19 protein-coding genes are annotated in these 17910 nt (G+C 63.7%); 4 read left to right on the forward strand and 15 right to left on the reverse strand.

The window, feature by feature from the left end; translation table 11 throughout:
• The 10 genes from ASE71_RS11365 to ASE71_RS11410 form a co-directional block, all read right to left on the reverse strand.
• A partial coding sequence (locus ASE71_RS11365) for an organic hydroperoxide resistance protein (protein ID WP_060634952.1) occupies window positions 1-397 on the reverse strand: 397 nt, incomplete at its 3' end.
• 306 nt (window positions 398-703) lie between these two features.
• Complete coding sequence (locus ASE71_RS11370) at window positions 704-1756, reverse strand: alpha/beta fold hydrolase (RefSeq protein WP_034799669.1); 1053 nt, start codon at window positions 1754-1756, stop codon at window positions 704-706.
• A 154-nt stretch (window positions 1757-1910) separates the two neighbouring features.
• Window positions 1911-2852: a GlxA family transcriptional regulator gene (locus ASE71_RS11375; RefSeq protein WP_034799667.1), complete on the reverse strand. Its 942-nt coding sequence runs from the start codon at window positions 2850-2852 to the stop codon at window positions 1911-1913.
• An 88-nt stretch (window positions 2853-2940) separates the two neighbouring features.
• Window positions 2941-3579 carry a VOC family protein gene (locus ASE71_RS11380; RefSeq protein ID WP_060518124.1) on the reverse strand — a complete coding sequence of 213 codons (639 nt, stop codon included), beginning with the start codon at window positions 3577-3579 and terminating at the stop codon, window positions 2941-2943.
• Between the two features lie 53 nt (window positions 3580-3632).
• Window positions 3633-4976 (reverse strand): epoxide hydrolase family protein, encoded by a 1344-nt coding sequence (locus tag ASE71_RS11385; RefSeq protein WP_060518126.1) that lies wholly within the window; start codon window positions 4974-4976, stop codon window positions 3633-3635.
• 82 nt (window positions 4977-5058) lie between these two features.
• A complete protein-coding gene (locus ASE71_RS11390; RefSeq protein ID WP_060518128.1) occupies window positions 5059-5856 on the reverse strand; it encodes an SDR family NAD(P)-dependent oxidoreductase in 798 nt (265 codons plus the stop codon).
• A 328-nt stretch (window positions 5857-6184) separates the two neighbouring features.
• Window positions 6185-7510, reverse strand: coding sequence for an acetamidase/formamidase family protein (locus ASE71_RS11395; RefSeq protein ID WP_060518130.1), 1326 nt, complete (start codon window positions 7508-7510; stop codon window positions 6185-6187).
• Between the two features lie 63 nt (window positions 7511-7573).
• On the reverse strand, window positions 7574-7768 hold the full coding sequence (locus ASE71_RS11400; RefSeq protein ID WP_034799659.1) for a hypothetical protein: 195 nt from the start codon (window positions 7766-7768) through the stop codon (window positions 7574-7576).
• A gap of 182 nt (window positions 7769-7950) precedes the next feature.
• Window positions 7951-8691, reverse strand: coding sequence for a peptide-methionine (S)-S-oxide reductase MsrA (gene msrA, locus ASE71_RS11405; RefSeq protein WP_060518132.1), 741 nt, complete (start codon window positions 8689-8691; stop codon window positions 7951-7953).
• 9 nt (window positions 8692-8700) lie between these two features.
• Window positions 8701-10470, reverse strand: coding sequence for a cytochrome c biogenesis protein DipZ (locus tag ASE71_RS11410; RefSeq protein ID WP_060518134.1), 1770 nt, complete (start codon window positions 10468-10470; stop codon window positions 8701-8703).
• 225 nt (window positions 10471-10695) lie between these two features.
• On the opposite strand from ASE71_RS11410, the gene ASE71_RS11415 reads away from it, so the two are divergent.
• The 4 genes from ASE71_RS11415 to tsaA are packed head-to-tail and all read left to right on the forward strand — an operon-like array spanning window position 10696 to window position 14081.
• On the forward strand, window positions 10696-11733 hold the full coding sequence (locus ASE71_RS11415) for an iron ABC transporter substrate-binding protein (protein WP_060518136.1): 1038 nt from the start codon (window positions 10696-10698) through the stop codon (window positions 11731-11733).
• Window positions 11734-11756: 23 nt separating this feature from the next.
• Window positions 11757-12764 (forward strand): FecCD family ABC transporter permease, encoded by a 1008-nt coding sequence (locus ASE71_RS11420; protein WP_060518138.1) that lies wholly within the window; start codon window positions 11757-11759, stop codon window positions 12762-12764.
• Window positions 12761-13585, forward strand: coding sequence for an ABC transporter ATP-binding protein (locus tag ASE71_RS11425; RefSeq protein WP_060518140.1), 825 nt, complete (start codon window positions 12761-12763; stop codon window positions 13583-13585). Before ASE71_RS11420 ends, ASE71_RS11425 begins: the two co-directional genes overlap by 4 nt.
• Window positions 13560-14081, forward strand: coding sequence for a tRNA (N6-threonylcarbamoyladenosine(37)-N6)-methyltransferase TrmO (tsaA, locus tag ASE71_RS11430; RefSeq protein ID WP_060518142.1), 522 nt, complete (start codon window positions 13560-13562; stop codon window positions 14079-14081). The genes ASE71_RS11425 and tsaA overlap by 26 nt, the downstream gene beginning before the upstream one ends.
• A 58-nt stretch (window positions 14082-14139) precedes the next feature.
• On the opposite strand, the gene ASE71_RS11435 is transcribed toward tsaA, so the two are convergent.
• From ASE71_RS11435 to ASE71_RS11455, 5 genes are all read right to left on the reverse strand, one after another.
• The gene (locus ASE71_RS11435; protein WP_034799649.1) at window positions 14140-14346 is read right to left on the reverse strand and encodes a TOBE domain-containing protein; all 207 of its coding nucleotides are present in this window, start codon (window positions 14344-14346) and stop codon (window positions 14140-14142) included.
• 163 nt (window positions 14347-14509) lie between these two features.
• Window positions 14510-15283 carry an exodeoxyribonuclease III gene (gene xth, locus ASE71_RS11440; protein ID WP_060518144.1) on the reverse strand — a complete coding sequence of 258 codons (774 nt, stop codon included), beginning with the start codon at window positions 15281-15283 and terminating at the stop codon, window positions 14510-14512.
• Window positions 15284-15296: 13 nt separating this feature from the next.
• Window positions 15297-15938 carry an alpha/beta family hydrolase gene (locus tag ASE71_RS11445; protein WP_060518147.1) on the reverse strand — a complete coding sequence of 214 codons (642 nt, stop codon included), beginning with the start codon at window positions 15936-15938 and terminating at the stop codon, window positions 15297-15299.
• 1 nt (window position 15939) lies between these two features.
• Complete coding sequence (locus ASE71_RS11450; protein WP_060518149.1) at window positions 15940-17022, reverse strand: tetratricopeptide repeat protein; 1083 nt, start codon at window positions 17020-17022, stop codon at window positions 15940-15942.
• The gene (locus ASE71_RS11455) at window positions 17022-17906 is read right to left on the reverse strand and encodes a Ku protein (RefSeq protein WP_034799645.1); all 885 of its coding nucleotides are present in this window, start codon (window positions 17904-17906) and stop codon (window positions 17022-17024) included. The genes ASE71_RS11450 and ASE71_RS11455 overlap by 1 nt, the downstream gene beginning before the upstream one ends.
• Window positions 17907-17910 lie beyond the last annotated feature (4 nt).

The raw sequence follows: 17910 nt of genomic DNA on the forward strand, positions 1-17910 counted from the left end.
CGTCAATGTTGCCCCGGGTCGCCTTGGAATAGGGGCAGGTCTGGTGCGCGGCATCGACGAGCCGACGCGCGACGTCGGCGTCGATCCCCGGTAGGCTGACATTCAGCCGTGCCTTCAGGAAGTAGCCGCCGTCGCGGTTCAGCAGATCCACTTCGGCATCAACGGCGACGTCGGCGGGAAGCGCGACCTTCGACTGGCCAGCCGCCAGACCGATCGCGCCGATGAAACACGCGGACCAACCGGCGGCAAAAAGTTGCTCCGGGTTCGTCCCCGGCCGGGAACTGCCGGGCGTGGAAAGCTTGGTGTCCAGGCGTCCGTCGTCGCTGCGGGCAGCGCCGTCGCGGCCGCCGGTCGTGTGGGTCTTGCCGGTGTAGAGTACCTTTTCAGCTGCGCTCATGGTGTTTTCCTTTCAACAGGTTTGCCGTCCGGGCCCGATTGCCCTGCGACTGTCGAGACGCATCTGGCGCCCTCAAAATGTATCGGATGTTTCATCGACGCCCGAAAATGTATGGAAACCTGCCCAGGTGCCGGCGCCGATACACGCTGATACGAAGTCCATCCGAAAGTGGTTGTCGCCCATTGCGCCACACCAGCATGACGCGGCGCCGCATCCGGCGGGCCCTGTCTCCAATCACCGCGCACAAAAAAACGCGGGGCCGGCGAACCGGATCCCCGCGCCTCCACGCAATCTGCGGGAGAAAAACTAGAAACGATCGACGGCGACAATTGCCTCGGCAAAAGCGAGCGGCGCCTCCTGCGGCAGGTTATGGCCGATGCCGCCGGCAAGCAGCCGATGCTCGTATCTGCCGGAAAAACGCTTGGCGTAGGCGGCGGGATCGGGATGCGGCGCGCCATTGGCGTCGCCCTCAAGCGTGATGGTCGGGACGGTAATGGTAGGGAACTGCGCCAGCCGCTTTTCGAGGTCGTCGTACTGTGCTTCCCCCTCGGCCAGGCTGAGCCGCCAACGGTAGTTGTGGATCGAGATATCGACATGATCGGGGTTTTCAAGCGCCTCGGCACTCCTGTCGAAAGTGGCGTCGTCGAAGTTCCACTTGGGCGAGGCAAGCTTCCAGATCAGCCGGGCGAATTCCTTTCGGTTCTGCTTGTAGCCCTCATAGCCCCGCTCGGTGGCGAAGTAGAACTGGTACCACCAGGCAAGCTCGCCCTGCGGCGAAAGTGGCTTCCTGTTCACCTCCTGGCTGCCGATGAGATAGCCGCTGACGGAGACCAGCGCCTTGCAGCGCTCGGGCCACAGGGCCGCGATGATGTTGGCGGTTCGCGCACCCCAGTCGCAGCCGCCGATGACCGCCTTCTCGATCTTGAGCGCGTCCATCAGGGCAATGATATCCGTTGCGATCACAGCCTGCTGGCCGTTCCTTGGAGTCTCGGCGGACAGGAACCGAGTCGTGCCATAGCCGCGCAGATAGGGAACGATGACGCGATAGCCGGCATTGGCGAGCACCGGCGCCACGTCCACATAGGTGTGAACGTCATAGGGCCAGCCGTGCAGCAGGATCACGGCAGGAGCATCGCTGGCGCCAAGTTCGGCGTAGCCGACGTTGAGCACGCCCGCATCGATCTGCTTGAGGACGGGGAAGGACTTGTTCGTGCCCGGGGCGACGGCGGGTAGGCGCGGCGCCTCACCGGCTCCCGCTTGCGCTCTGACCGCGCCAGCCGATGCGAACTGCGTTGCCGCCAGCGAGAGTGCGATTGCGCCGATGAAACGACGGCGCGGGTGGTTGATTTCGTCCGACATTGACTACCCTCCGGGGAACTGAACTGGCATCACAAATGGAGTGCTGGTGTATCTGGGGCGTGTGCTTGGCGGCGTCCTATTGAAAGCACGTGTAGAAACCGCAGGGGCTGGATACACGGCGATACAATCGCATTTTCAAGGCAGGTTATTACCGTCAGGCAACGCCTTCGCGCGCATTGCGTCGGATCGTCTGGGGCGGCTGCCCGAGCGTGCGCAGGAAGGCCCGGCGCATGCGGTCGCTATCGGAAAAACCGGTCTGCTCGGCAATCACGTCCATCGAGTGACGCCCCTGCTCCATCAAGAGCCGCGCGGCTTCCACCCGCAGATGCTCGACCGCTTTTGCCGGCGACTGGCCGGTCTCCGAACGGAAGGCGCGACTGAACTGGCGCGCACTTAAGCCCGCGGCGTCCGCGAGTTCGTCTACCGAGAGGACGTTTCGCAGGTTGGCCTTGGCGTAATTGACCGACTTCTGAATGCGGTCCGACTTCGGATCGAGTTCCAGCAGGGCGGAAAACTGCGACTGGCCGCCGGCGCGCCGGTGATAGACGACGAGCTTGCGTGCCACCTGACGGGCGACATCCTCGCCATGGTCCTTCTCGATCATCGCCAGCGCGAGATCAATGCTTGCCGTCATGCCGGCCGAGGTCCACACGCTGCCATCGACGATGAAGATACGATCCTCCTCGACCTTGACCTCGGGAAATCGCTCGCGCAGTTGACGGGCGAACACCCAATGGGTCGTGGCGCGACGACCGTCGAGCAGTCCGGACTCGGCGAGGATGAAGGCGCCTGTGCAAGGGGCTGCCACCCGGCGCGAGACCTCCAAGGCATGGCGCGCGAAGGCGGCGAGTCCCGGCGTTACCGGCTCGATCACGGTGCCCGCGCCGAACATGACGGTGTCATAGACCGCGTCGTCGAAGGCCTTCGTGAGCACGCCGAAGCCGGCGGACGCCTTGATCTCGCCGCCGGCCTCCGACAGCAATTCGATCGCATAGGCTGGTTCGCCAAGCGTCAGGTTGGCGATCTCGAAGGCGGTGACCGCCGCGAACCCCATGAGCTGAAATCCCGGAAAGACGACGTAGCCGATCCTGTGCATCTCACACCACCCCTGTCCGACTCTGTCTGGAATGGCCGCTTATAGCAGATTTACGCCATGGAGGAAACGCGACGGTCATGGCCGGCGCTCATTCGGGAAGCGGCTTGCCCGCATGTTCGGCCACCATGTAGGCCGCATACCAATCCGGCCAGTTATGGTCGTGCTCACCACCGTTGCGCTTCTCGTGCTCGCCATGGGCGGCGGCAGCGCGACGCAGGGCCCCCGCAAGGTCACCGACGGAAGCAAAGTCCGTCACCTCGGTATCCACACGCCCGGGCAGACGTTCGGTCACCTCTTGCAGCAGCCAGCCGTTGCCGTCGGGGTCGCTGAAGGTGGCATAGGAGCGGTAGCTGCGGCGCGCGGGATCGCGTCCGCTGATCGCTGGCTTTCCGGGGCCCTCGCGGTGGAAGATGTCGCTGACCTCGGCGCCCCGTTCGACGAGTTCCGCACGCGCGGCTTCGATATCCGAAACGACCAGATAGAGGCCGCTCGCCGAACCGGGCGTAGCCGAGGTCAGCCCGGTGCCGAAGTGGATCGATGCCGGCGAGCCCGGGGGAGTGAACTGCACAACGCGAAACGCATCGCCGACGGGAAAGTCGGCATCGAGCCGCCAACCGAGGCGACCGTAGAAATTTTTGGCGCGATCGACATCCGCGACCGGAATGACGGCGACCTCGAACTTCAGATCGACCGATGGTGCTCTGTTGTTGCTATCTGCACCTGTCATGACACTTCTCCTTTGTTGCGACGGTGGGGCGCGCTTTCGCACGCCTCTTCCTGTCAGCTCGGTTGACGCAGTGACTTGAATGAAGCCCTCAACTCGTCGACTAGGGCTTGCGGCTGTTCCCAGGCTGCAAAGTGCCCGCCCTTGGCGAGACGATTATAATGGATGAGCTTGGGGAATGCCTTCTCCGCCCAGGATTTTGGTGCCTGATAAAGCTCGTCCGGGAAGGCGCTGACGGCCACCGGGATCTGCACGCCCTTCGGCTGGAAGAAGGCAAGCTTGTTTTCCCAATAGAGCCGTGCCGACGACACGGCGGTAGTGGTCAGCCAGTAGAGCGTGACATTGTCGAGCACGTCATCGCGCGTCAGCCCTTCCGGCTTGCCATCGAAGACGCGGGCGATCAACTCGTAGCTGCGGGCATCGTGGTCGAGCATCCAGCTCGCAAGCCCGATCGGCGAATCCTCAATCGCATAAAGCGTTTGCGGACGTTTGCTCATCTCCTGCGCATAGGACAGCCCGTTCCGGTAGAAGAAGTCGAGCTGCTCATAGGCGCGGCGCTCGTCGGCCGAAAGGTTCGCTGGTGCCGGCTGGCCGGCATCGAGGCTCTTCTGGATCTCGTCAGGCACGGTCGCCGGCATGTTGGTGTGGATCCCGAGCAAGCCCGCCGGCTGCTGCAGCGCCATCTGCTCGGTAACAGCGTCGCCCCAGTCGCCACCCTGCGCGACGTAATGGGAATAGCCGAGACGCTGCATCAGCACTGCCCAGGCGCGCGCGATCCGGACAGGGTCCCAGCCGCGCTCCGTCGGTTTGCCGGAGAAGCCGTAGCCGGGAAGCGAGGGGATGACCACGTCGAAAGCATCGGCTTCCGTGCCTCCATGCGCGTTCGGATTGGTCAGGGGATCGATGATCTTCAACTGCTCGATGATCGAGCCCGGCCAGCCGTGGGTGACGATGAGTGGCATCGCGTTCTTATGCTTGGAGCGCACGTGAATGAAGTGGATGTCAACGCCGTCGATGTTGGTCACGAACTGCGGCAGGTCGTTGAGTGTCTTCTCCACGCGGCGCCAATCGTAGTTTGTTGCCCAATAGTCGGCGAGCTTCTGCATGGTGGCAAGCCGCACGCCCTGGGTGCCGTCCGCCACCAGTTCGCGATCCGGCCACTTGGTCGCCGCGATGCGCTGCTTGAGGTCGGCAAGTGCGGCATCACTGGCGTGGAATTGGAAAGGGCGGATGGATTCGTCCGTGGCCGGTTTGGCAGCCGACGTGATTTGGACGTCGCTGCCGGCGGACACGCCCGCCGCTTGAGCGGCGAGCGGAGGAAGCAGGATCGCGATCGCGCCCGACAATGCCAAGGCGGCCAGTCGGCGGTTTTGGACAATGGGCATGGAACGTCTGAACATCATCATTCTCCTGGTTCGATTGGCGAGGCGAGGAACCGCCTCGAAAGTCCGGGTTGGAAGGTTGCCGGAAGGTGAGCGGGCGCTAGCTCCCGATACGGTAGCGAGCGGCCGGCGTTTTCCTGGAAAGGTTCGGCATCAGCTTCTGCCGTGCGGCCTCATAGTCTGCCCAGTCAGCGGCATCCGGCAGCGCTGGGATAGTGATCACTTCGCCCTGGTCGAGGCCGGCAAGTGCCGCGTCCACCATGTCCTCGGCGCGCATGACGATCTCGCTCGGCACGTGTTCGATGGGGGTGCCGGCAATGCCCCAGAAATCGGTGGCGGTCGCACCCGGCAACACGGCCTGGATGCGGATATTTTTGTCGGCAAGTTCCTTTTGCAACGACAGGGTAAAGGCCAGGACGAAGGCCTTGGTGCCACCATAGACGCCGTTCAGAACTTCCGGCGCCACGCCGACGATTGAGGCGATGTTGATGATCGTGCCAGTGCTGCGCGCCGCAAATCCTGGTGCCACCGCATAGGTCAGCCGCGTCAGCGCGCTGACGTTGAGCGTGATCATCTCGTCCATCTTGTCGACATCGGAGGCAAGCAGCGGCGCCGTCGCGCCGACCCCGGCATTGTTGATCAGCATCGTGATGCTCGCATCGCTTTCGAGGATCTTCTCGACCCGCCTGACATCATCCCTGTTGCCGAGGTCCGCGGCGACGACTTCGATGGCGCGGCCGGTTTCGTCCGCCAGCCGGCGGGCTAGATCGTCGAGGCGTACGCGGTTGCGCGCGACGAGAATGAGGTCATATCCGCGATGTGCCAGGCGGTCAGCATAGATCGCGCCGATACCGGACGAAGCACCGGTGATCAGTGCAGTGCCTTTTGAGTTGCTCATTTCAAGCTCCTTTGCTTGGGTTGGAGCCTCGATGGTACGGTCGAAAGACAGCGTCTCAAATGTCGTAATTCCGTCTTTTCAGGCCATAGCCCGTGTGGGCGGACGCGAACCAAATTTCGCCGTGACCATGCGTGTACTGTGTATCCGCGATGTGTTCGGAAGCGGCGTCTGTGTATCGCAATGTTTGAACGGCCGCGGACGGCGGCAAACCGATACGAAATGCCCTGGGATTTCTGCCGCTGCGCCTTAGCGTCAGAAATCAAAACGGGGCCGACATGACGTCGGCCCCGCTATCGTCTGCAAGCAACTCCTTGAAAATACAGGAGGCTCAGAGATTGTAGAGACTGCGCGCGAACGCGCCGATGCCCTTTGCGTCGAGCAGGCTGAGCGGGGCACGAAACGTTACCCGCGCCACGCCCGGATGGCGGCCGATCTCGATTGCACCTGCGATCGTTGCCCGGTTCATCACTTCGGGAACGCTGAGACCGAGCAGGTCTGCCGCCCGCTCCAGCCCGTTCGTGGTCGCATCGTTGAGGTTCGCGCCCGTGCCGATGAAGGTGACCGGGGCGTCAGCTTCGACCTCTCGGACACCGTGCTTGCGGGCAAGTGCCGCCACCCGCGTTCGTTCCGCCTCGTCAAGCGGACGTGCAAGGAACGGTACATCTTCCAGCACCGGCAGAAGGATCGGCCCGTCGATATTGAGCCCCTTGATGACATGGACCTCCAGCGTCACCGTGCCGGCGACGTCGCAGGTATGGCCGGCAATTTCGCCGTCGCCCTGCAGGGCATGCATGTCCCCCATATAGATGCCACCACCCGGTACCTTGACCGGGCAGATCAGGATCGCGCCTTCCCGCACGGTATTCACGTCCATGTGGCCGTCAGTCTTATGCTGGACGAGTTCGTCCGCGGTCAGGGAATAAGCATGTGGTGCGTCGGTCAGAAACTGGCCGAAATCGCCGGCATTGTGCGAGTCCGGCATCGCCTTCGACGGCGTCGTGCCCAATTGGCCGAGGAATGGCCGAAGCCTTGTGGCAACACCGATGAGGTCCGCTGGCGCGAAGGTCAGGATCGGATGCTGGATCGAGCCGTCCGGCAGGGCCAGCAGCCGTTCCGCATCCGTGGCAAAGGTCTCGGCAGTCGCTTTGCCGACGGTCAGCCCCACCTGGCGCTCATCGTCGAAGGCGATCGTGTAGCCGTTGGTGAAGATGAAGGGCGTCGCGTCCGCGCCGCACTTCTCGCAGCGGATCGCAGTCTGGCCGATGCCCTCCACGCGCGTGCGCGGCCATTCCGTGCCGCAGCCCGGGCAAACGGCCGCGCAGAAGGGATCACCGTTGAAGCGACCAGCCACCACCTCGTCGTTGCCCGAGGCCGTCGCCGCGGACGTGACGATCAGCGATCGGATCCGAATGGCAACGGCGTCGCCGACTTCAGCGCCCGCGACCGCCACAGGGCGCGTCACCTCATGTCCGCCGCGGATCTCCGGCGTGATCATCGGCCCCCAACATCCGGGCGCCGTGTTCGCGATGATGACACCGCCATCGGCGACAGGCCCCAGCATCGGCTCGGCGGGGTCGAGTATCCCGTTGGTCAACTCGTTGACAAATACTGTCCGAGCCCCGGTCGTCTGGCGCTCTCTCGTTTTCTCCAGCATGTCACTTTCCTCCAGGTTGATTGGCATCAAAGGTTCGGGCCGCCCGTCTCGGCGGTACTATCGTCAGTCGAAGAACGGATCGGCAAGCTCCTCGTGCGGCGCCCCTTGCAGCAATCCTGCTCCCTTCTCAGCAACCGTTGCGGATCCGGATCCGGAGACGAGTGCGGCAAGAAGCGAGGGTTCTCTCGGGTCGCTATCCCAGGCGCATGGTGCCGCCGCGAGCGCGGCGATGGCGAAAACTGTCGCGAAGATACGCATGATGGCTCCTTCCTTTATTGATGTCAGCAGCGGCGTTTCGTCGCCGAAGGCTCGAAACGTGCTCGCGGCCAGAGTGTCTCTTGGACGTATCGCGGGTGCGTGCAGCCGGCCGCGAAACTGTATCCTTGTGTAAAGGGCCGAACTGGTGCGCCCCTTCGGGAGGCCTCACGGCGCCTCATCAGCTAAGAAGCGCTGTCCGCCACAAGCACCGGCTTCTGCCGATAGAGGCCCGGAAACAGACGATGCAGCGCGCCGATCTTCGGTTTCTCGTAGATGACCACATAGGGCTGGCCGGGATTGTTGTAGACGTAATCCTGGTGATACGCCTCGGCCGGGTAAAAGGTCTTCCCGTCCTCGATGGTCGTCGCAATCGGGCGGCTGAAAACGCCGCTCGCATCCAGTTGCGCGATATAGTCGGTGGCAACCTTCGCCTGCTTTTCATCGCGCGGAAAAATCGCCGATCGATATTGCGTTCCGCTATCGGGTCCCTGCCCACCAAGCTGCGTCGGATCATGAGCGACGGAGAAGTAGATCTCGAGCAGCTTGCCGTAGCTCACCTGCTTCGGGTCGAACGTGATCTCCACCGCTTCGGCATGCCCTGTGGCGCCGGTCTCCGTCTTTTCGTAGGTCGCCGTCGCGGCGCTGCCGCCCGCGTATCCTGACGTGACGCTCGCGACGCCAGCCACGTGCTGGAACACCGCCTGCACGCCCCAGAAGCAACCGCCGGCAAAGACCGCCGTCTGGCGGCCGTCCGTCGGCGCGATATCGTGGAGCGCCTTCGGCACAAGCCTGGTCTCCTGTGCCACCGACGGCGGCCCGTTGAGAACGAAGATCAATCCGCCACCGACCATGGTTGCGGCGACGAGAAGGCGTCGCGTGAAGGCGGACCAGGTGCGCCCGCGCCGTTTTTCATTGTCGCTCATGGCAAACTCTCATCCAAAGGTGAAAACGAAGGCTTCTGCGCCGGGTGCGAGAAAGCGGATCTCGAAGGTCCGCTCCCGGGCTGCTCCGGACTGGCGGACGAGTTGATAAAGGCGGGTCCCCGAAACGGCACCTTTGCCGGCCGCATCGATATCCGCGCCATGGTCCGCGCCGGGCGCCACCCCATCGATGGTTATCCGAAACGGGACCGGCCTGCCGCCGGTGCCAGTGCCGAGCACCAGGTGCAGGTCCCGCGCGCGGAACCGGTAGGTGATGCCGCCGCCGGCCTCGTTGAGGCGCGCCTCTTCGGCGCCGACCGTCCAGTTGCCGGTCAGCCCCCATTCATTGAGCCCCGGTTTGCCGACCGTGTACCGCGCGGACGTGTTGGCCGAGACGCCCTCGGGCGAGACGAAGTTTGCGGCGCGCGCATAACCGACATAGGTCTCGCCGGATCCGAGGCGTGCCAGGTCCGGCGAGGCCTCGGCACCCTTTGCCTCCGGCTTGACCAGATCGCCTTCGGCCTTCTTCTTGCCGGCGGCTTCCGCCAGCAGATCCTGGATCACACGCTCGGATCCTTCATAGTCGCCCTCGCCGAAATGGGTGTAGCGGATCTGCCCCTCGGCATCGATGAAGTAGTGGGCCGGCCAGTAGCTGTTGGAGAAGGCGCGCCAGATGGCGAAGTTGTTGTCGATCGCCACCGGATAGGTGATCTTGAAGTCGCGCACCGCCTTCTCGACGTTGCCGATCTGCTTTTCGAAGGCGAATTCGGGGGCGTGCACGCCAATGACAACCAAACCTTGGTCCCGGTACTTCTCCGCCCAGGCTCGAACGTAAGGGATGGTGCGGATGCAGTTGATGCAGGAATAGGTCCAGAAATCGACGAGAACGACCTTGCCGCGAAGCTCGGCCGGCGTCAGCGGCTTCGAATTCAGCCACTGAACCGCGCCGTCGAGCGACGGAAATTGCCCTTCCACCGGAAGGTCGCTGCGATAGGCCGCCTGTCGCGTATCCTTTGCGGCAAGGGTCATGCGGGTGCTTGCGACGTCCACGGGCGAAGCACCGCTGCGCAGGCGATCGAGGATCGACTGTTCGACGCCCGACGTGCTGGCATAGGAAAGCTGCGCCAAAAGACCGGTGTCGAGCCCCAGTGCGATCGCGCCAACACCGGCGAGCACCGCGACGCCGAGACCCTGGCGGATGCGGTCGCCAAGGCCGAGGAAGCGCTTCATCGCCGCGAATACTCTGGCACCGGCCAGGACGGCGAGCGCCAGCGAGGTCGCAGCACCGGCCGCATAGGCCACAAGCAGCAGCGTGGTCTGCGCATTCGCGCCGTTCAGCGCCGCCCCGGTCAGCACCAGACCGAGCACCGGTCCGGCGCAGGGCGCCCAGAGCAATCCGGTCGCAACGCCAAGGAGGATCGAGCCGCCGATGCTGCCCTTCTCCCCGGTCGCAGCCTTTCTCGACAATCGGTTGCCGAGTTCCACGAGCGGACCGGTCACAAAGGCGGCAGCCCGCGTCGAGAGCAGCGTCACGCCGAAGACTGCGAGCATCGCGATCGCCGCGTAGCGGCCATAGGCGTTCGCCTGCACCGCCCAGTTGCCGCCTAGGGCTGCAAGCGAGGCGATACCCGCAAAGGTCACGATCTTGGCGAGCAGCATCGGAAGAATGCTGGTGGAAAAGGGTTGGCCGGCGCGGGCAAACACGAATGGCAGCACGGGCAGGATGCACGGGCTGACGATCGTCAGCACGCCGGCAAGATAGGCTACAACAAAGAGGATCATCACCGTCTCTCCGCATGGGATCGATGCCCGAGGCACAGATCGCTTGTCACGTGCGGCAGAGGACCATCGCGACGTATCGCGGATGTTTCCGACAGGAGCGGAATTGTATCTCAGTGCATCAGGGTGGCTCCCGATCGTCGCAAATCGCGCAATCAATATATTCCATGAAATATAACGGCATGCCATAGTGCGGCCTGACCGATCCCTCTCGCTATCGTGGCCTTCATGTTGAAATCTCTTGCGATAATCTTCTCAGCCGTGCTCGGCCTTGCCTCAGGCGCCGCCGAGGCGCGTACGATCACCGATGCCGCAGGGCGGACGGTTGAGGTTCCCGATACCATCACCCGCGTACTTGCTGCCGGCCCGCCGGCCTCGGTGCTCACCTATGTTCTGGCGCCGGACAAGCTCGCCGGCTGGGTGCGCGAGCCGACGGAGGAGCAAAAGGCGTACCTGCTACCGTCGGTCCGCGACCTGCCGACCTATGGCCAACTCACGGGCAAGGGCGGCAGCGCCAACGTCGAGGCGGTGCTTGCCGCCAAGCCGGACATCATCCTCGACGTTGGAACCGTCAACGACACCTACCGCTCGCTGGCCGACAAGGTGCAGGCGCAGACCGGCATTCCCTACGTGCTGATCGATGGACGCTTCGCTGATAGCGGCAAGACGCTGCGCGACGTCGGCGCGCTGCTTGGCGTGGCCGAACGCGCCGAAACGCTCGCAACCTATGCCGACCAGCGGATCAAGGATCTGAACGACAGTCTCGCCATGATACCGGCCGATCAAAGGCCGCGCGTCTATTATGGCCGCGGCCCGGAAGGGCTAGAAACGGGGCTTTCCGGCTCGATCAATGTCGAGATCCTGGAAGCCGTCGGCGCCGAAAACGTCGCGGCGGCAGCCGGCAAGGGCAGCCTGACCCAGGTGTCGCTCGAACAGATTCTCTCCTGGAACCCGGACGTCATCATCGCGGCAAGCGGAAAGTTCGCAGCCTCGGCAAAGAAGGACCCGCTCTGGGCCGACGTGAAGGCAATCACGACCGGTCGAGTCTTCACCGCGCCGTCCCTGCCTTACGGCTGGTTCGATTCGCCGCCTGCGATCAACCGAGTGATCGGCGTCGTCTGGCTGCAGAAGCTGTTTTATCCCGACCGCTTCAAGGGGGACCTGAAGGCTGAGACCCGCGATTTCTACAAGCTGTTCTACCAGGTCGACCTGACGGACGAACAAGTGGCCACGCTCCTGAAGGGGGCGGTGCCGGCTTCGAAATGAATCGGAGGCAGGAAACATCGGACATGCTAGCCGAAGGGCGCAAAGGCAATCTCTGGCTCCTCGTCGGCCCCCTCCTCCTGCTCGCCCTGGTGTCGATGTCGGTCGGCAAATATGCCGGCCCGTCGGAGATCGCCGGGGCGCTGCACGCGGCCCTATCGGGACAGCCGAGCGACCCCGTTCTTTCAACCGTGCTCTGGAACGTGCGGCTGCCTCGGGTGGCGGGTGCGATCCTGATCGGCGCAGCACTTGCCGCAGCCGGCGCCACCTATCAGGGGCTTTTCCGCAATCCCCTCGTCTCGCCGGATATCCTTGGCGTTTCCGGCGGTGCCAGTCTCGGCGCCGTCATCGGCATCTTTCTGTCGCTGCCGGTCCTGGCAATCCAGGCGATCAGCTTCGCAGGCGGGCTGCTCGCCGTCGCCGCAGTCTATGCCGTCGGCATGGCAATCCGCGGACGCGATCCGGCCCTGACGCTCGTTCTGGCAGGGATCGCCATCGGCGCTCTCGTCGGTGCCGGCATATCGCTGATCAAGATCCTCGCCGATCCCTATGACCAGTTGCCGGCGATCACCTATTGGCTGCTCGGCAGCCTCACTGCGATCACGCGTCTCGACGTCGTTTCGATCCTGCCGTCGCTTTTGATCGGGCTGGTGCCGCTGGTGCTTTTTCGCTGGCGCATGAACCTGATGACGCTCGGCGACGAGGAAGCCCAGACCTTGGGCGTCGACACGCGTCTTACCCGCGCATTGCTGATCGCGGCGGCAACGCTGATCACGGCGGCGGCCGTCTCCGTCAGCGGCGTCATCGGCTGGATCGGCCTCGTCATCCCGCACATTGCGCGCATGCTGGTCGGCCCGGACTTCCGCCGCCTGCTGCCGGCCTCGATGATATCTGGTGCTGCCTATCTGCTTGTTGTCGACATGCTGGCGCGCAGCATCGCGCTCATCGAAGTGCCGCTCGGCATCCTGACCGCTGCCGTTGGTGCGCCCTTCTTCCTTTGGCTGCTCGCCTCCGGCCGGAGGGCCTGGCTATGACGCTGGACATCAGGGATCTCGCCTTCGGCTATGGCGGACGCACGGTAGGCGAGAATGCCTCCCTGTCGCTTGAGTCCGGCGAGGTTCTGGCCCTGCTTGGCCCCAACGGCGCCGGCAAGACGACGCTGTTCAAGACCGTCCTCGGTCTCCTGCCGGTCAAGGCCGGCGATATTCTCCTGGACGGTCGACCGCTTTCCGCCTGGTCGCGGCGCGAACGCGCCAGGCAGATCGCCTATGTCCCGCAGGCGCATGCGGCACTTTTCCCGTTTACAGTGCTGGAGGTGGTGTTGATGGGGCGAGCCGCTCGCCTCGCGCCGTTCTCATCGCCTGGCGCCCGCGACCGTCGGATTGCCATGGAAGCGCTTGGCGGCCTCGGCGTGGCCCACCTTGCCATGCGCCCCTATACCGAGATCAGCGGTGGCGAACGCCAGATGGCGTTGATCGCCCGCGCACTGACGCAGGAACCCGCCATCCTCGTCATGGACGAACCGACCGCCAATCTCGACTATGGCAACCAGATGCGGGTGCTTTCGCATGTCCGAGCGCTGGCGGCACGCGGGCTTTCGGTCGTGCTTTCGACGCACAATCCGGATCACGCCTTCCTGGTCGCGGACCGCGTCGCCCTTCTCCACGCCTCGAAACTCAGCGCGCTCGGCTTACCCAAGGACGTGTTGACGCCCGCCTCTCTCAAACAACTCTACGACATCGATGTGGTGATCGGCTCGATCGACGGCAGCGACGCCCGTCTCTGTGCGCCGCGCCTCACCACCCCCTCTATAAGGAAAGGAACTGACCATGGTCCGCCAGAACGAAATCCGTGAGAACGAGGTGGCCGTGGTACCGCCCGCGGCAACCGACGCCGGTCTCGTCTTTATCGGCCGCATTTCCACGCCCTGGACCTCGCGCATGGAAACCCCTCGCCAGGGTCGGCATGACGGCCCGGTCTGCCGTATCGAAATCTTCGAACCCTGGGTCCTGGCGCTGAAAGGCGTGGAGGCGTTCGAGCGGCTGGAAATCCTCTACTGGCTCGACCGTTCGCGGCGCGATCTGGTGTTGCAAACCCCAGCCAGCAACGGCGAAGTGCACGGAACATTTTCGCTGCGCTCGCCGGTTCGGCCGAACCCGATCGGCACCTCGATCGTCAAGCTCGAAGCCGTGGAAGGCTCGAGCCTTCTCGTGCGCGGCCTTGATTGCCTCGACGGTACGCCACTCATCGATCTCAAGCCCGACCGGACTCTGTTCAAGCCGATTGCGCCGCCGCAACGCGGCGACTTCGAGACCGGCGACGGCAACGCGCATTACTGCCAGAAGGCGTGATCCGGTCGCGATTTGGCAGGGCGCGACGGTCGATCCGCGCGCCCTTGCCGCAAGCGTATCAGTCGATACCGACCATGACATCGGAGGCCTTGATGACCGCGTAGGCTTCGCCGCCGACCTTCAGGCCAAGTTCGTCGACCGACTCGTTGGTGATCGCTGCAGTCACGATCGAGCCGCCGACGTCGATCCGGACATGGGCGGTGGTTGCGCCCTTGATGACTTCGACAATCTTGCCCTTGAGGCGGTTGCGCGCGCTGATTTTCATGCGGTTCTCCTTCGTGTTGACCAGGCTGAATGTCGTAGTCACCGCATTCAGCCGCTAGGCCAGACGGGGTTTACCCCGGATCGCGGCTGCGAATAGCGGCGCTCGAGGCGAAACAGTATCACCGTCGCGCATGGACGTGCAGTCTCCCCGCAGCATTGTCAGGTCAATCGCGGAGCGTGACCCACACCGGCGCATGATCGCTCGCACCCTCCATGCCACGAACCTCCCGGTCGATGCCGGCACCGGTAAGCTTGCGGGAAAGCTTGCGGCTGAGCAGCATATGATCGAGCCGAAGGCCCGCGTCGCGCTGCCAACGGTTCCGGCGATAGTCCCAGAAGGTGAAAAGCTGGTCCTTCGGGTGAATCTTGCGCAGCGCATCGAGCCAGCCCTGGTCCAGAAGTTCGCCGAATGCGGCGCGGCTTTCGGGCTGGACCAGCGCATTGTCGTCGTAGGAGGTTGTCGGGTAGATGTCGCGCGGCTCCGGAACTATGTTGTAGTCGCCGGCAAGCACGACAGGCAGATCGAGGGCGAAGAGTTCGGCGGCATGTTTGGCCAGACGCTCGTGCCAGGCAAGCTTGTAGACGAACTTGGGGCCTGGCTGTGGGTTGCCGTTGGGCGCGTAGAGACAGGCGACCAGGATGCCGCTGACGGCAGCCTCGATATAGCGCGCCTCGGCATCCGACGGGTCGCCGTCGAGCCCGACACGGGTCAGCACCGGCTCGCTGTCTCGGGCGAGGATCGCCACACCATTCCAAGCGGATTGTCCCTGCCGCACGGCGCCGTAGCCGGCCGCTTCGATCGCCGAGCGCGGGAACTGGCGATCGGGCGCCTTCAACTCTTGCAGACAGACGATGTCCGGCTCCGCCTCGCCCAGCCAGGCGATCAGGTTGTCGAGCCGCCTGTTGATGCCGTTGATGTTGAAGGTGGCGATCTTCATTCCGGCGATCGGATCAGCGTGTCAGCCGGGCAGCCCAGGCTGCCACCGCATCGGCCAAGGTCCTCAAATGATCGGCGGTTGAAAAGCCGGAAATGCTCTTGCGCGGTTTGAGATCATGGTCTCCGTCCTCGAGCCACAGGACTTCGATCGCATCGGAAAGCACGTAGTTCTGCACTTCCTCGCGCGTGCCGAATTCGTCGCGGGTTCCCTGGCAGATCAGCGTCGGCGTCTTGAGGCCGGTCAGGTGCTTGGTGCGCAGTTGCTCGGGCTTGGCTGGCGGATGGAAGGGATAACCGAGGCAGAGCAGCCCGGTGATCCTGCCGGCCGCATGCAGCGGATCGGCGACCATGCTCGCGACGCGTCCCCCCATCGACTTGCCGCCGATGATAAGTGGGCCTTTGACGTCCAGATCCTCGATGGCGGCGAGATATTCCGGATTGAGCGTGTCGGCGCGAGGCGGCGGCTTGCGCCCCTCAACGGTGCGCCTTGCCGCCATATAGCCGAACTCGAAGCGTGCAACGCGAAAGCCTGCCGTCGCAAGCGCCCCTGCGGTCGCGGTCATCGAAGCCGAATCCATCGGCGCGCCGGCGCCATGGGCAAGAAGGATGGTGACCGCGGCATCGTCGGGTCCGTCGAAGAGAAATTTGCCGCCCATATCAGCCTGTTCTCGGGCGGCTCTGCAGGTCGACATATTGCACGCCGCGCTCCGCCGTTCGCGCCCATTCGCTATCGCTATCGAGTTCGAGATAGCGGGTCCACCAACGCTTCGCCTCCGCGAGATCGCCGGCATCGAATTCGAGTTTCGCCAGGTTGAAGACGGCGTCGGCATAGTCGCCGTCGATCTCGATCGCCTTCCCGAGATGCCTGCGCGCGGCGTCGATCCGCCCCCGTTCGTTCATCAGCCCCGCGAGGTTGAACCAGGCCTCGACGAAGGATGGATCGAGCTTGATGGCGCGGGCGTAATCATGGGCCGCATCTAGCTCCCGTCCGGCTGCCTTCAGGCAATTGGCGCGGTTGAAGGCCGCGACCGAATCCGTCCGGTCCATGGCAAGATAGCGTTGATAGAAGGCCGCAGCCTCCAGGTAGTCGCCACTGGCTTCCGCCTCCTCGGCCAGATCGAAGAGATCTTCCAGGGCGGCATCGTCGGGTGTGTCGAGATCGAAGAGCAATTGCCCATTCAGCTCACTCAGGCCCTCGGCGCTGCGGGCATAGATCGCATCGGTGCCACCGTGGTGCAGCGAAAGCGCCGTCAACGAGGCGACCGGTCCGGAGCGATGAACGGACCGGGCGATCGCAGTCCAACTCGCGCCGCTGGCAATCAGCTCGGCATATTTCCTGGCGAGGATGAGGTCGCGGAACGAGTAGGGCTCGCTGTCATGCTCGAAAGCGTCGAACAGCGAGAGCAGGTCGAAGATGCGCGGCGAGAGCCTCGCCTGATCGATCAGCGACTGGCGACTAAGCGCGGACGCAGCCGGCACCGACATCAACCCCAAAAGGCGAAGAAAGCCGTTCTCGCTGATAAGCCACCGCCCGGACGAATGTTCGGCATCGAAACGGGCTTCGATCTCCGCCTCGCTCGATTTGGCAAGCAGGCTGCGGCCGAACACCAGATAGGTCGTCTGGCGCGTCACGCCGCGACGCACGTGGCCGTGCTGGCGCTCGACCTCGCGCGCCACAAGCCGGCGCGGGAAGGCCGACAACGCCCCGACGATACCGAATGTCTGGCCTGCAACAGCCATCAGGCTTTCTTCTTCGCGGCCGGCTTTGCCGCCGTCCGCTTGGCTGGCGCTGCCGCCTTGGTGGTTTGCTTGGCTGCCGGCTCGGCCTTGGGCTTGCTCTTTGCAGGCGGCTTCGACTGCGACAGGCTCGCCTTCAGCGCATCCATAAGGTTGATGACATTGCCGCGCTCAGGGGCTGCCGCAATGATCGGCTTATGACCTTTGAGCTTCTCGCGGATCATCTTCATCAGCGCGATCTCATAACGATCCTCATAGTTCTTCGGGTCGAAGACCGTCATCTTCTGCTGGATCAAGGCTTCGGCAAGCTGCAGCATTTCAGGGTCCGGATGACCAACGGGTACATTGCCGAAATATTCAGCGGTTCCGCGCACTTCGCTCGGGTTTCTCAGCGTACAGACGAACATTCCGGTTTCGCGCGCGCCGATGGTCACGACGCGTTCACGGCTCGAAAGCACCAGGCGCGCGATCGCCACCTTGCCGCTCTTTTTCAGCGCTTCGCGCAGGACGACGAAGGTTTCCTCGGCCATCGCGCCGTCGGGCGCGAGATAATAGGGCGCGTCCTGGTAGATCACGTCGACGGAGCCTTCATCGACGAAGGCCTCGATGTTCATCGTGTGATTGGACTCGATCCTGACGCTGTCGAGATCGCTGTCCTCGATGATGATGTACTTCTTGTCTTCGTATTCGTAGCCCTTGACCAGATCCGAGCGCTCGACGAGCCCAAGTTCCGGGTCTACCGGCTTCATGTTGATCCGGTTGTGGGTGTCCTTGTGCAGCTGGTTGAAGCTGATGCGCTCGCTCGAACTGGTCGCCGGATAGAGCCTGACGGGGCAACTGACGAGACTGAGTTTGAGATAACCTTTCCAACTTGCCCTGGGCGCCATTGAT

The sequence above is a fragment of the Ensifer sp. Root954 genome (assembly GCF_001429005.1).
Lineage (GTDB): Bacteria > Pseudomonadota > Alphaproteobacteria > Rhizobiales > Rhizobiaceae > Ensifer > Ensifer adhaerens.

Excerpts from the sequence above, each read along its gene's own strand:
- ASE71_RS11410 (WP_060518134.1), bottom strand. The coding sequence starts at position 10,470 with ATGATCCTCTTTGTTGTAGCCTATCTTGCCGGCGTGCTGACGATCGTC.
- msrA (WP_060518132.1), bottom strand. The coding sequence starts at position 8,691 with ATGAGCGACAATGAAAAACGGCGCGGGCGCACCTGGTCCGCCTTCACG.
- ASE71_RS11380 (WP_060518124.1), bottom strand. The coding sequence starts at position 3,579 with ATGACAGGTGCAGATAGCAACAACAGAGCACCATCGGTCGATCTGAAG.
- ASE71_RS11420 (WP_060518138.1), top strand. The coding sequence starts at position 11,757 with ATGCTAGCCGAAGGGCGCAAAGGCAATCTCTGGCTCCTCGTCGGCCCC.
- xth (WP_060518144.1), bottom strand. The coding sequence starts at position 15,283 with ATGAAGATCGCCACCTTCAACATCAACGGCATCAACAGGCGGCTCGAC.
- ASE71_RS11390 (WP_060518128.1), bottom strand. The coding sequence starts at position 5,856 with ATGAGCAACTCAAAAGGCACTGCACTGATCACCGGTGCTTCGTCCGGT.
- ASE71_RS11395 (WP_060518130.1), bottom strand. The coding sequence starts at position 7,510 with ATGCTGGAGAAAACGAGAGAGCGCCAGACGACCGGGGCTCGGACAGTA.
- ASE71_RS11385 (WP_060518126.1), bottom strand. The coding sequence starts at position 4,976 with ATGTTCAGACGTTCCATGCCCATTGTCCAAAACCGCCGACTGGCCGCC.
- ASE71_RS11455 (WP_034799645.1), bottom strand. The coding sequence starts at position 17,906 with ATGGCGCCCAGGGCAAGTTGGAAAGGTTATCTCAAACTCAGTCTCGTC.
- ASE71_RS11425 (WP_060518140.1), top strand. The coding sequence starts at position 12,761 with ATGACGCTGGACATCAGGGATCTCGCCTTCGGCTATGGCGGACGCACG.
- ASE71_RS11445 (WP_060518147.1), bottom strand. The coding sequence starts at position 15,938 with ATGGGCGGCAAATTTCTCTTCGACGGACCCGACGATGCCGCGGTCACC.
- ASE71_RS11415 (WP_060518136.1), top strand. The coding sequence starts at position 10,696 with ATGTTGAAATCTCTTGCGATAATCTTCTCAGCCGTGCTCGGCCTTGCC.
- ASE71_RS11450 (WP_060518149.1), bottom strand. The coding sequence starts at position 17,022 with ATGGCTGTTGCAGGCCAGACATTCGGTATCGTCGGGGCGTTGTCGGCC.
- ASE71_RS11435 (WP_034799649.1), bottom strand. The coding sequence starts at position 14,346 with ATGAAAATCAGCGCGCGCAACCGCCTCAAGGGCAAGATTGTCGAAGTC.
- tsaA (WP_060518142.1), top strand. The coding sequence starts at position 13,560 with ATGGTCCGCCAGAACGAAATCCGTGAGAACGAGGTGGCCGTGGTACCG.
- ASE71_RS11375 (WP_034799667.1), bottom strand. The coding sequence starts at position 2,852 with ATGCACAGGATCGGCTACGTCGTCTTTCCGGGATTTCAGCTCATGGGG.
- ASE71_RS11400 (WP_034799659.1), bottom strand. The coding sequence starts at position 7,768 with ATGCGTATCTTCGCGACAGTTTTCGCCATCGCCGCGCTCGCGGCGGCA.
- ASE71_RS11370 (WP_034799669.1), bottom strand. The coding sequence starts at position 1,756 with ATGTCGGACGAAATCAACCACCCGCGCCGTCGTTTCATCGGCGCAATC.